Origin of the sequence: Parafrankia colletiae, from assembly GCF_001854655.1 — a bacterium.
Classification (GTDB): Bacteria; Actinomycetota; Actinomycetes; order Frankiales; family Frankiaceae; genus Parafrankia; species Parafrankia colletiae.
This window is the reverse complement of record NZ_MBLM01000011.1, coordinates 1-13,241: the sequence shown is the minus strand read 5'-3', so window position 1 is coordinate 13,241 and position 13,241 is coordinate 1. Positions and strand designations below refer to the sequence as shown.

Annotated in this window: 8 protein-coding genes and 1 pseudogene; 7 read left to right on the top strand and 2 right to left on the bottom strand. The window is 69.6% G+C overall.

Annotated elements, in window-relative coordinates:
* The first annotated feature begins 387 nt into the window (after positions 1-387).
* Positions 388-612 carry a hypothetical protein gene (locus CC117_RS03535; protein WP_071082335.1) on the top strand — a complete coding sequence of 75 codons (225 nt, stop codon included), beginning with the start codon at positions 388-390 and terminating at the stop codon, positions 610-612.
* Positions 609-1,019 carry a type II toxin-antitoxin system VapC family toxin gene (locus CC117_RS03530; RefSeq protein ID WP_071082334.1) on the top strand — a complete coding sequence of 137 codons (411 nt, stop codon included), beginning with the start codon at positions 609-611 and terminating at the stop codon, positions 1,017-1,019. Before CC117_RS03535 ends, CC117_RS03530 begins: the two co-directional genes overlap by 4 nt.
* A 255-nt stretch (positions 1,020-1,274) precedes the next feature.
* On the opposite strand, the gene CC117_RS03525 is transcribed toward CC117_RS03530, so the two are convergent.
* Positions 1,275-1,619, bottom strand: a complete 345-nt coding sequence (locus CC117_RS03525; protein WP_198541713.1) for a PIN domain-containing protein — start codon at positions 1,617-1,619, stop codon at positions 1,275-1,277.
* 104 nt (positions 1,620-1,723) lie between these two features.
* Positions 1,724-2,083: pseudogene (locus CC117_RS40255) on the bottom strand (transposase family protein); the annotation flags it as partial.
* Positions 2,084-3,035: 952 nt separating this feature from the next.
* On the opposite strand from CC117_RS40255, the gene CC117_RS03520 reads away from it, so the two are divergent.
* The 5 genes from CC117_RS03520 (at position 3,036) to CC117_RS03500 (ending at position 13,129) form a co-directional block, all read left to right on the top strand.
* Positions 3,036-4,085, top strand: coding sequence for a radical SAM protein (locus CC117_RS03520; protein WP_071082333.1), 1,050 nt, complete (start codon positions 3,036-3,038; stop codon positions 4,083-4,085).
* Positions 4,082-4,690 carry a deaminase gene (locus tag CC117_RS03515; RefSeq protein WP_241829806.1) on the top strand — a complete coding sequence of 203 codons (609 nt, stop codon included), beginning with the start codon at positions 4,082-4,084 and terminating at the stop codon, positions 4,688-4,690. Before CC117_RS03520 ends, CC117_RS03515 begins: the two co-directional genes overlap by 4 nt.
* A gap of 257 nt (positions 4,691-4,947) precedes the next feature.
* Positions 4,948-6,516 (top strand): carbamoyltransferase C-terminal domain-containing protein, encoded by a 1,569-nt coding sequence (locus tag CC117_RS03510; RefSeq protein ID WP_071082332.1) that lies wholly within the window; start codon positions 4,948-4,950, stop codon positions 6,514-6,516.
* Positions 6,513-9,740: a non-ribosomal peptide synthetase gene (locus CC117_RS03505; protein WP_071082331.1), complete on the top strand. Its 3,228-nt coding sequence runs from the start codon at positions 6,513-6,515 to the stop codon at positions 9,738-9,740. The genes CC117_RS03510 and CC117_RS03505 overlap by 4 nt, the downstream gene beginning before the upstream one ends.
* Positions 9,737-13,129 (top strand): AMP-binding protein, encoded by a 3,393-nt coding sequence (locus CC117_RS03500; RefSeq protein ID WP_071082330.1) that lies wholly within the window; start codon positions 9,737-9,739, stop codon positions 13,127-13,129. The genes CC117_RS03505 and CC117_RS03500 overlap by 4 nt, the downstream gene beginning before the upstream one ends.
* Positions 13,130-13,241 lie beyond the last annotated feature (112 nt).

Genomic DNA, 13,241 nt, shown 5'->3' with positions numbered 1-13,241 from the left:
CCGTCGCGCCGGATCTTGGCGTGGGCTCGTTCGACGGACACGGTCGGGCCGTTGACCTGCAGGCTCAGGTTCGCATTAGTGCTGGTTGGGTGCACCCAACAGCGCGATCAAGCCTCTGACCTGCAAGAACGGGTTCGCGCACGGCCCCGAGAGCCGGAAGACGGTCACACGAAGGGCCCGGTCAGGGATGACCTGGAGGTTCAGGTTCGGTTCCCGCCACGCCCTCGCGAGATCGGACTTTCCGGCCGGAGCGATGGTGCGGGTCGGGAGCCGCCGGGGTGTGTGGATGCCTGCGACCGCCGGGTCGTAACGAGACGTCGGGCTTCCCGGGATGGAGACCACGTCGGTGGCAGGGTCGGACGCGGGCAGGGCACTTACACTGGCTGCATGAGCGTGCGCGAGGAAGCACATCGGCTGCTTGACGCGCTGCCGGAGGACCGGCTACCCGAGGCCGTGGAGCTGCTGCGGCAATGGGCGGCGGTGGAGCGCGGAGAGCGCCCCCGTCGTCAGTTCCGCACGACGGCCGTCTTCGACGGCGAACCAGATCTGGGCGAGCATGCCAAGGAGATCATGCGCGAGGCCTGGGGCGACGAGGACCGCCGCAGCGCGTGATCGTCGTCGACACCGGCCCCGTGGTGGCGGTCGCCAACCGCAAGGACGACCACCACAGGCAGTGCGTCGACCTGCTCCAGAACTTTCCCGGGCCACTTCTGCTACCGGCCCCGCTCCTCTCCGAGATCGGCTACATGCTCTTCAGCCGGGCCGGAGCGAAGGCCGAGGCCGACTTTCTGCGCGACGTGGCGGACGGTGTCTACGAGCTGGTGCCCGTCACACCTGCCGACGCGCATCGGGCCGCCGTTCTGGTCGAACGGTATGCGAGTCTTCCGCTGGGCACCGCCGACGCCTTCGTCGTCGCGGTCGCCGAGAAGTTCCAAGCGGTGCACGTCGCCACGCTGGATCGCCGCCACTTCAGCGTGGTCCGTCCAAGCCACGTCCCCGCTTTCACTCTGCTGCCTTAGCCGGCCGCCAGCCAGTTTTCCTGGCGTTCGCGTTGCCGCTGTAGCCGGCCCGGCGGATCTTCGCGTGGATGGGTTCGATGGACACGGCCGGGCCGTTGACCTGCAGGTTCAGGTTCGCATTAGTGCTGGTTGGGCGCACCCAACACCATGATCGGACCTGTGAACTGCAGGAACAGGTTCGCGCAGGGATTGGAGAGACCGAAAGCGGCTACTGAGCCTGTGGTCGTACGCGGGCTGCTGGGCGATGGGAGCCGTTCAGGTACCGGGCTCGCCGGCTTCCGGTTCGGTGGGATGCTCCCAGATACCCGGGCCGAGCAGTCTGGTGTTTTCGATCGGCGGCAGGCCGTCGTCACCGGCGCGGAGTCGCGCGTAGAGGGAGCGCATCGCGGCGAGGTCGGGAAGATGCTCTCTGCCTGCCGCGCGTTCCAGAACGGTCAGCGTGCTCACCAGCCTCAGTCCGCCTACGGGCCTCCCCTGCATCCGTAGCCGTTCCAGCCGCCTTCGTTCGGCGGTGGCGATCGCGGCGCCCGCCCCGTCGTCGATGAGCACGGTGACCATCGCCCCGGTTTCGGCCGCGACGACGGCGTGCGCGACGACCATCGTCTCGCCCAGATCCCCCGGCGATGACCTTCGAAGGCCACCTGACCCGCCCCACCAGCTGGCACCCTATCGATTGGCCACATACCCCGCGCCGTGCGGGTCGCCTCGCCGCAGTCGGCGGCCCACTCGCCGATCGCCGCGTACGAACGGGCACCCGCCAGGACCGCGCACACCGCCAAGGTGAGGACCACACCCGGCCGGTGCCGCACACCCCGGCGAGCGCGAGGATCAGGAACCTGGGCGAACACGGCGAGCAGCCCCGCCGGATCCGGAGACCCTTTCTTCTCGACACCCGCCACGAGCTGGCCAAGCCCAGGGTCGATCAACGATGACGGTGCGGCGGGTATGGCACCTCGGGCAACGGTCAGGCTGATGCAGGAAACGCCATGATCAGCCCTGGGCCATGCCCGTACCTCGTATCTGCTCACCGCGGTGTGTCGACACCGCCACCAGCCCCGATCCATCAGATCCACCCGGCGGAAGGCTTTGCGATCTGCTAACAAGCAACTTTGCTGGAGCCCTGCCGCACGCCCGCTACGACAAAGCTGTCGAGTGGTGGATCACCAACCGATGCCGGGGCTGGGACGGCGACGGTAACCACCCCGGCCGACTATCCGTCCCAACGGCTACCTGGCAGCAACATCACAGACTCAGTCGTAAATGGATAACATGGTCGACAGTGGTCGACAGTGGTTGACAGTGGTTGAAGACCCTGATTAGTATTCGTATCATCACTTCAGTGAAATACTGAGCCCGCAGCGTCAAGGTGCACCGAGAAGGCGACGAAAAGTAGCAATAGAAGTATTACGTTGCTACCAGAACAGCGGAGCTTCTTTGTTCATCAATCCAGCGGAACGTCCCCGGTCGGCCGCACGGCCGAGTGCCCGCGCCGACGCCTGCCGCCCCGGCGCGGGCACTCGGCCGCCATAACCGGTGCGCGTACTCAGACGGCCCCGGTGCTGCTCGCGGTCTGGGCTGCAGCGATGGGCGCCGCCGTCCTCGTAGCCGCACCCGCCGCGGTTTCGTACCTCTCCGTCGTCACCGCGTTGCATGACCTCGCCTTCCTGCGCAGGGCTCCCGAGGAACGGCCTCGCCGCCGCCGTGGCGCCCGAGTGGGACCGTAGCCGTTACCTTGCCGTGTCGCAGCACTCCTTCGGAGTCGCGGACGGCGCCGCACCCGTGCTCGTCGTCCAGCCGACCCTTTCCCCCTGGCCGCCGTGGGCCGTACTGGCCTGCTGCACGGTCGTGGCGCTGGCCATTCTCACGACAGTGAGCCGGAGCGGGCCCGTCAGATTCCGCGCCCCGCCGGAACCGCGCCCGACGCGGGAAGCGTCCTCGTGCCGACCTGAAGAACCTGCCGCGCCCTCGGGGCGCCGGATGTAAAGAAAAACGCCGGTTCAAGTGAAAGGGAAACCGATGTCCCTACCGCTCGACGAATTCCTCGGTGGACTTTACCGAACCTTTGGCCCTCCGAAGGTCATGGGTGAATCGGCGCCCGCATCCGATCGCCCCCACTTCTTTCTGCATCGCAATTTCCTCGGCGAACAGGACCTCGCGATCCTGTTCAACACCAAACGCTGCAGCTACCAGTGCAAATTCTGYGCCCTGCCGTTCAAGTCGTCGCGTGAGTGGATTCCGGAGGTTGGGGTTCTCGCCCAGTTCCGGTACGTTCTGGAGGAGGACAGGCATGCTCTAGGCGTCCTGGAGCGCATTACCATCGCCAACGAGGGTTCCGTCTTCGACGAGACCACCTTCCCCACGGAAGCACTCACCCAGATCACCGCCGCCATCCGCAAGCTCCCCCGCGTGCGCAAAATCGTGCTGGAGACCCGCCTGGAGTTCCTGCGCGCCGAACGACTCCGGGAGATAGCGGAAAAAAGCGGCAAGCAGCYCGATATTCTTACGGGCTTTGAAACCCTTGACGAGGACCTGCGCGAACGAGTGCTCGGCAAACGCGAGCCGCTGGRGGTGTTCCTCCGCGGCCTCGATGTGGTGGCCGAGGCCGGCTGTGAGCTGACCGCGTACGTCCTGTTCAARCCGGACCCGGTGATGACCGACGAGGAGGCTTGGGCCGAGGCCGAGGCCTCCACCAACTACCTGCACGAGCACTGCGCTGCGCGTGGTATTCCACTGACGATCCGCCTCAACCCGATGTACGTCGCCCGCGGCACGCAGTGGGCCGGCCGCGCGGAGAAGATCGAGAACTACCAGCCGCCGCGGCTGTCCGACATCATCGCCCTCGCCGAGCACAAGCGCGGTCAGGGCATCGCCGTCTATCTCGGCCTGACCTCGGAAGGCCTTTCGGACGAGGACAGGACGTACCGGGCCAGGGAGGACTTCACCCGTCGGCTCCTCAAGCAGGGCATCGTGATGAACAGCGACGGCTTCGTCAGCTCCCGCCACCACCTGCTGCCCCTCGTCAAGGCCGATGCTGCGACGTCCGGGCTCGTGCTGGAGAACAAGTGACTGCCCCCGGGTACCGGCGCGGCCGTGTGCTCCTGGACGAACTGCGGCCGGCGGGCGGCCAGGTGGCCACCCTGGCCGAACGGCTCACCGACACCGAGGGCCTGTCCGGTCCCGAAGACCCGTACGCCTGGCTGTCGTGTGTCCTGGGGCTGTTGTCGGTGAACGAGGGCAACTACGGCGTCGGTGCCGTCGTCGTCCGTGGAGGCGGCATCGTCGCCGAGGGCCGTAACCGGCTGCTGTGGCCGCGCAGGAACACCTCGGCACATGCAGAGGCGGAGGCCCTCGACGTGTTCGAGGCTCGGTTCCCCGAGCTGGACTCGGGGCGCGGCACCATCATGTACACCTCACTGGAGTGCTGCCCGATGTGCACAGTCAGGCTCCTCAACTCCGGTGTCCGCACCGTGCGTTACCTTGCGCCTGACCCGGACGGTGGCATGTTCTCCCGCCTGGACTGCCTGCCGCCGTACTGGCGGCGGCTCGCAGCAGGCCGCACCCCCGTGCAGACCTTCGAGCCATCCGCTTGTGCACCCGCCCTCTCCGGCATCGCGGCGGACATCTTCGCCGCGACCGAGACGCAGCTGAACGAGCGGATCGTCCGTTCCTGACGCCCCGTGCCTGTGGGGCAGCCCCGCCCATGACCCCGTTCTGACGGCGGGCGTGCACCTGTCGGCCGGCGGCACGCTCGTCGTCGGCCCGCGCCTCCCACGGCGACAGCCCGGTTGGCAGGGGATCCGCCCTCGGCAGGGGCAGGTGATCGCCCGCCGCCGGACGGCTCGTCCGTGGCACGCCCGTACGGCTCGACCTCGTCGAACCGCGCAACCGCGGCCCCATTCCCACGACACCCGAAGGAGCTGAACGCAACGTGCTGATCCTGTCGTTCAAGGAAGGCCATGACGGCGCGGTCGCCGCGATCGAGGACGGGAAGCTGCTGTTCTCGCTGGAGGCCGAGAAGGACTCCTGCCCGCGCTATGACCGACTCACCGCCGACCTGCTCGTCCGTGCGGGCGACCGCCTCGGCCGCCACCCCGACGTCGTGGCCATCGGCGGCTGGGTCAAGGGCTGGCACTCGGTCGAACCCCCCACCCGCACCGGCTACTTCGGCGTCGGCCCCGGCTCGGTGTCCGACGAGGCCGGCACCTTCTTCGGACGGGAGACGCGAATCTTCTCCTCCACCCACGAGCGCTCCCACATTATGACCGCCTACGGCCTCGGCCCCGTACCCGAGGGCCAGCCCTGCTACTGCCTGGTGTGGGAGGGCAACATCGGCTCGTTCTACCGCATCGACGAGTCCGGTCATGTGACTCACCTCGAGCACGTCCTGACGGACCCGGGCAACAAGTACGCGTACCTCTTCGCGCTGGCCGACCCCAGATTCCCCGATCTGCCCGGTCACTTCCGCTTCCAGGACGCCGGCAAGCAGATGGCGCTGACGGGTTTCGCYGAGCGCGGCGCCGTGCTGCCGGAGGAGAAGGAACTCATCGAGTACCTCCTCGACCAGGAAGGCATMCTTCTCGACCTCCCCAAGAACAAGGTGTCCTGGTCGCCCTACCACAACATCGGCATCCAGACGCAGGAGTACAAGAACCTGGCGGCGAAGTTTTCCGACGCCATCTTCGCCCGCTTCTACGACTACGCAGCCGAGCACCTCACCGAGGGGCTGCCGCTGCTCATCTCCGGCGGCTGTGGCCTGAACTGCGAGTGGAACCGGCGCTGGGCGGACTGCGAGCTCTTCCCCTACGTCTTCGTGCCGCCGTGCCCCAACGACAGCGGCTCCGCCCTCGGTACGGCCATCGACGCCCAGCTCCACTACACCGGGTCGGCCCGCGTCACGTGGGATGTGTACGCGGGGGAGGAATTCGTCGAGGACGCCGCCTTCGACCCGTCCCGCTACGACGTCCGCCCCCTCGACCACGCTGAGGTCGCCCGGTTCCTGGAACAGGGCAACCTCATCGGCTGGGTTCAGGGCCGCTACGAGATGGGGCCGCGTGCCCTGGGCAACAGGTCCATCCTCGCCGCGCCCTTCAGCAAGGAGACCCACACCCGGCTCAACGCCGTCAAACAGCGCGAGAGCTACCGCCCCATCGCCCCGATCTGCCTGGAGAGCGACGCCCACCGCTGGTTCTCCGGGGGGCTTCCCGACCCGCACATGCTCTACTTCGGCGACGTGCGCACCGATGCGCTCCAAGCCGTCACCCACGTCGACGGAAGCGCCCGAATCCAGACCGTCACACCCGAGCAGAATCCCGAGATCGCACGTCTGCTCATCGCGTTCCGCGACTTCACCGGCTACAGCGTGCTGTGTAACACGTCCCTCAACTTCTCAGGCCGCGGCTTCATCAACCGCACCAGCGACCTCGTCGCCTACGGCGAGCAGCACGGCCTCGACGGCTACGTCGTCAAGGACGAGTTCGTCACGCGGAAGAGCTCATGAACGCACCGACCCGTCCTACACCCACCGCCGACAGTACCCCCGACCCCACGCACCGTACCTGGCTCGCGCTCGCCCGCGGGCAGGCCGAGCGGACGCCCGACGCCGTGGCCGTGATCTGCGAGCGCCAGGGACGCACCCACCGCGTCACGCACGCCGAACTTCACGCGCGTGCCGACCGGCTCGCCCGCGCACTGCTGCGCGCCGGCATCCGCCGCGGGGAGCCCGTCGCGGTGCTCACCGCACGCTCCGAGTGGACGGTCTCCAGCCTGCTCGGTGTGCTGTCGGCCGGGGCCGCCTACTTCCCGCTCACTACCGAGTACCCCGCAGAACGTCTTCGGCTCCTGTTCGCCGCCAGCGGCTCTCGCCTCGTCGTCGCCGATGAGGCGGGGCGCAACGCCGTCCCTGAGATCGGCGAGGGCGACCTGACCGTCCTCACACCTGATCAACCCGGCACCCCAGGACCCACTCCTGAGGCGGTCCCAGGGCCGGGCGACCTCGCCGCGCTGCTCTACACTTCCGGTTCCACCGGCACCCCCAAGGGCGTGCTCATCGAGCACGGCAGCCTCACCAATCTCGTCACCGGCCTGCAGAACATGCTGTACGCGCCCCTCGGCGGGCGCACCGTCGAGGCCCTGTCGGCGCCCTTCGTCTTCGACGCCGCACTCCAGCAGAGCCTGTCCTGCCTCGTCAACGGCGGCATCCTGCTCGTCCTCGACGAGCACGGCCGACGCGATCCGCACCGCTTCCTCGAACTCGTGGCTCGCCACCGCGTCGGTCTCATCAACGTCGTCGCTCCCTTCCTCGCCGCCCTCGTCGACGTCGGGCTCGGCAGCACCACCACGGCCCTGCGGCACATCGTCACCGGCGGCCAGGCTGTGCCCACCGCAGTCGTGCGACGGCTCCTCGGCCGGCCCGCCGGCGGCTCCCTCACCGTGTGGAGCATGTACGGGCCCACCGAGACCACGGTCGACGCCACCTGCCTGCGCGTCGACCGCAGCACCCCCCTCGACGGCACCGCCCTCGGCCTCGGCACCGCCCTGCAAGGCGTCAGCGTCGACGTCAGGGACGAACAGCTGCGCATCCTGCGGACAGGTGAACCCGGCGAGATCTGCATCGGCGGAGCGGGCCTAGCCCGCGGCTACCTCCACCCCGGGCAGGCGGACAGCACTGGCTTCGTCACCGATGGCGCGGGCGGCCCGCGCCTGTACCGCACCGGCGACCTGGGCCGCCTCACCGACACCGGGGAACTGGAGTTCCTGGGCCGCGCCGACGACCAGGTGAAGGTGCGCGGTTACCGCGTCGAACCCGGTGAGATCGGCAACGTGCTCGTCTCCTGCACAGGCGTCACCGAGGCCGCTGTCGTCGCCGTGCCCGACGGCGCTGGCGACCGCGACCTCGTCGCCTTCTACGCGGCCGACGCCCGCGTGGACGACGACGCTCTGCGCCACTACGCCCGCACCCACCTGCCCCCCTGGATGGTGCCGTCCCGCTTCCTGCGCCGCGCCGAGCTGCCGCACACCCAGAACGGCAAAGTCGACCGCGCCGCCCTCACCGACGAAGCCACCGCGGCGGCCGGCGGCGCCGATGCCGCGCTCGCCGCCCTCGGCGAACCCGCCGTCACGGGCACCGTCGACGAGAAGGAGCTCGCCGCCCTCTTCGGCGTCATCCTCGGCCGCCCCGGCCTCGCACCCGACGAGGACTTCTTCGCCGTGGGCGGTCACAGCCTCAAGGCCTTGCGGCTGGCCGACCGCATCTCCGCCCGCTGGGGCATAGCCGTCCCCCTCCGCACCGTCTACGACAATCCCAGCCCTCGCGCCCTCGCCCACGTCCTTGGCGCCCTTGGCGCCCTCGGCCCCGACAGCCGCACCGCTCCCGGTGCGCACCTGCCACGGGCCGAGGACGCCGACGACTACCCCCTGTCGTACGCACAGCAGCGTATGTGGACCCTTCACCAGCTCGGCGGCTCGCTCGCCTACAACGTGCCCATCGTCATGGACCAGGGCGACCTGGACCGCACGGCACTCGAGAAAGCGCTCGCCGTCGTCGTCAATCGGCACGACAGCCTGCGCACATCCTTCACCGTGCGCGACGGCGAGCCCCGCCAGATCGTCCACGACCGGATCAGCCTTCCGCTGAGTACCGTCGACGTCTCCGACGCACCCGCACCCACCGAGGCCGCCGAGCAGGTCATCAGGGCGGAGGCGGCCACGCCGTTCGACCTCACCGAGGCGCCACTCGCCCGCGTCGTCATCGTCCGGCTGTCGACGGACAGGTGCTGGCTCGTCCTCACCCTGCACCACATCATCTGCGACGGCTGGTCCATCGTCGTTCTCTCCCGCGATCTCAACGAGGCCTACCGGGCGGCCCGCCGTCAACAGCCCGCCGTGCTGCCCGAACTGCCCGCCCGCTACCGCGACTTCGCGTTGTGGGACCGCACCCGCGACGTCGCCGCCCGCGCTCCCGCATGGCGTGAGCGGCTCGGCGGCGTCGCCGGTCATCTGCCGCTGCCCGCCGACTTCCGACCCGACGCCGAGGAGGCGTTCCTCGGCGGCACCTGCGCCCGCACCCTCGACAGGGAGTTGTCCGCCCGGCTGCGTGCACTCGCCGCCCGCTCCGACCGCACCCCCGCCGCTGTCTTCCTCGCCCTGCTCGGCTGGCTGCTGCACCGGCTCACGTCCCTGGAGGACATCTGTGTCGGCATGGGCAGCGCCGCCCGCATCCACCCCGACGTCGAGCACCTCGTCGGCTTCTTCGTCAACGTGCTGCCCATCCGGCTCTTTCCCCGCCCGGACATGGAGTTCGACGAGCTGGCCGACCAGGCGTTCACGGCCCTCACCGCCGCGCTCGAACAGCAGGACTGCCCCATCGACGTGGTCGTCAAGGACCTCAACCCCCAGCGCACGGCGGGTACCCAGCCCGTGACCAACGTGATGTTCGCCTACCAGAACTTCGCCGACGTCTTCGGACCCGCCCCGGCTGACCCACCGCCCGGCACCAGCGCCGGTGGCAGGGCCGACGGGCTCTTCCTCAGCCAGTCGAGGCTGATCGACGTCACCCTCGACACCGCCAAGTTCGACCTGACGCTCTACGTCCACGACACCGCCGACGAATTCCGGGTCGCATTCGAGTACGACGGCCGCCTGTTTCGTCACAGCACGGTCGATCGCTACCTGGCCGCGCTGGAGCGGCTGGCCCGAGCCGTCACAAGGGAGGTCCACGCGTGAAACTGTCCGACGTGGCGCTGTGGGAGAGCGACGACGAGGCCGTCGCCGCCGTACGCGACACGAACGCCACCGTCCGTCCCTTCCCGCACGACCGTACGGTCGGGGACCTGTTCACCGAGCAGGCCACCGCAACCCCCGACGCCGTGGCCGTCGTCGACGGCTCCGCCCGCCGCACCTACGCCGAACTCGCCGCCGACGCCGACCGGCTCGCCGGCTTCCTCGTCGATCAGGGCGTTGGCCCCGGTGTCTACGTCGGGGTCCTGCTGCGACGCTCCTACCGGCTCGTCGTCGCCCTCCTCGCCGTGCTCAAGGCGGGCGGCGCCTACGTGCCGCTCAATCCCGAACTGCCCGACGCCCGGCTGTACGCCCTCGTCCGCGACACGGCACCCCGCGTCCTGATCTCCGAACGCTCCCTCATCACGACCTTCAATGACCTCTTCTGGAACAGCCCCGCGACCAGCGGCGCCATCTGCGTCGACTCCTTCGGCGTCCTCGGTGAACTGGAGCCCGCCGGCACCAGGATGAGCCTGGAGCTGTGGAACTACGTCGCCGACCACGCCGACGACCCCGTCGCCGCCAACGGCTGGCGCAGCCCCTACACCGGCGCCCGCATCAGCGACGAGACCCTCGACCAGTACGTGCGCGCCACCGCGAACAAGATCGCCGCCTACCTCTCCCCGGACGCCACCATGCTGGAGATCGGCTGCGGCACCGGCACCACCCTCAGGGGCCTCGCACCCCTCGTGGGCAGGTATGTCGGCATCGACCCGTCGGCCGGCGTGCTCCGCTGGGCCCAACGCGCCCGCCAGGAGAACGCCCTCGACAACGTCTCCCTGTACGAACTCGCCGCCCTCAACCTCGACGAACTGCCCGTCGAATCCGCCGGCCCCTTCGACATCGTCGTCTTCAACAGCGTCGTGCAGAGCTTCGGCGGCATGAACTACCTACGCACCGTGCTGGGCGAGGCCATCGCCAGGGTCGGCGACTGCGGCGCCGTCTACCTGGGACACGTGTGGGACGCCGCGCGCCGGGAGGAGTTCCTCGCCACCGTGGCCGCCCGGCACAGGCCCGAACACGGCGGACGCCCCCTGTCCGCCGCCGACGCTCTCTTCATCCCGGCCGCCTTCTTCGAGGACCTTCCCCACCACTTCCCCGAAATCGTTCGGGTCGAAGTCACCCCGATGGCCTTCCACGACGAGGAACTCACCACCTTCGCCTACGACGTTCTCCTCCACGTCGTCAGGACGGCATCCCGCACCGCCACAGCCTCCGCCGACAAACGCCAGTACGACCGGCGCGCCCTCGACGTCCGGCCGGCCGCCCCGGTGGACGACCAGCACAGCCCCGACGCCACCGCGTACGTCATCCAGACCTCCGGCTCCACCGGCGTCCCCAAGAGCGTCGCGGTCGGCATGCGGTCCCTCGTCAACCTGCTGTGGTGGTACACGGACGCCTGCGCCATGGGCCCGGGCACGCAGGTGCTGCAGGTCATCACCTGCGGCTTCGACGCCTCCATCAAGAACTATCTGGCACCCCTGATCGCCGGCGCCGGCGTCGTCCTCGCCCCCGACACCCCCTACGACCCCCGCGCATTGCTGGACCTCGTCGTCCGCGAGAAGGTCACTGTCCTCAACCCCGGTGTCCCCTCCGCGGTCTACCCGCTGGTCGGCCTGGCCGCTGCCGACGGCTTCCGCCCCCTGCGCTCACTGCGCCACCTCGCACTCGGCGGCGAGACCCCCGACCTCACCCGGTTCCGCCCCTGGCTCGAATCGGGGGAATGCCAGGCCATCCTGCTCAACATCTACGGACCCACGGAGGCCACCGACATCAGCTGCGCCGCCCGGATCGACCCGATACGGGCCGTGGCCGACTCCTCGCCGGTCCCCATCGGCCGGCCTATCCCCAACGTGCGCGCATACGTCCTCGACAGCCGTCTGGTCGAACAGCCGCCCGGCGTCGTCGGTGAACTATGCCTGGCCGGCGTCGGGCTGGCCAAGGGCTACGTCGGCGACCCCGCCCTGACCGCCGAGAAGTTCACCACCGCATCACCGTCCCTTCCCGGTGAGCGCCTCTACCGCACCGGCGACCTCGCCCGCCGCCTCCCCACAGGCGACCTCATCGTCGTCGGCCGGGCGGATGCCCAGGTCAAGCTCCTCGGCCACCGGATCGAACTCGGCGAGGTCGAGCAGTGCCTGCGTGCGCTGCCCGGCGTTCGCGAGGCCGCCGCCGTCCTCCGCCCCGTGCCCGGCACCGATGAACTCCGCCTGTGCGGCTACGTCATCCCGGAACCCGGCGAGGAGCCCGACACCCTCAGCCTGCGCGCCGCCCTCGGCAGGTGCCTGCCCACCGCGGCCGTGCCCGCCGACGTCGTCGTCATGGACAGTTGGCCCCGCACCCCCAACGGCAAGACCGACCGCAACGCCTTGCCCGCCCCCGAGCAGGCCCACCGAGCGGCCGCATGTCCACCCCGGACCGCCACAGAACGGGTGCTGCTCCCGCTGTGGCGCGAGGTGCTCGCCGATGACACCGTCTCCCTCGACGAGAACTTCTTCGTCGCCGGCGGCCACAGCCTCGGTGCCGCGCTGCTGGCCATCCGCATCCGCGAAGTTCTTCGCCGCGACGTGTCAATCATCGACGTCTACCAGGCCCAGACCGCCGCCGCCCTGGCTCGGCTCATTGACCAGCGGCCCACAGCCGACAGCCCGCTCAAGCTGCTGGCCGACGGCGACGGCGCCGCCATCTACTGCTTCCCGCCCATCGCCGGCTATGCATGGACGATGGCCGGCTTCGCCCAGCACCTCGGCTTCCGCGTCTACGGCTTCGACTTCCCCGACGCCGCCGACCCCGCGGCCACCGCCGCCGGTCTCATCGCCGCGACCCGAACGAGCGGCCCCCGCTTCCTCATCGGCTACTCGGCCGGGGGCGTCCTCGCCGCCGCCACCGCCCTCGCCCTGCAGGCCCGCGGCGAATCCGTCGACGGCATTGTCCTGCTCGATTCGGCACCTCCCGCTGGGCGCACCCCGGCCACCGACGACGACGTGGCACAGACGGTCCAGGAGGTCCTCGGCGACCCGAGCCTCACGGCGCACGTCCACCAGACGGGTGCCGACCGCGTCGCCGACACTGTCACCCGCTACGCCCGCTGGTACGCCGAGGCGCCCCTGGACGGAACGATCCGCTGTGGCCTGYTGCTGCTCACCGCCTCCGACGGCGACCCCGGCTATGTCACCGGATGGCAAGCCCTCACCGTCGGAGACGTCCATGTCCAGCCCGCCGGCGGCAGCCACGCGGACCTCCTCTCCGGCACCCACGCGGTCGTCAACGCCGGCCCGGTCCGCACCTGGCTCGCCCAGCGCAGCAGCACCACGAAGCCATTCCGAAACTGCTAGAAGGCTTGCCCTGGAGGCCCGTTCACGAATAGTGGGGCGGAGGGTGCATCCTGTGCGTAATCACGCGGGGATGGTCTGCGGGCGGCTCTCGGATCAGGCGGTGCGGTATGGG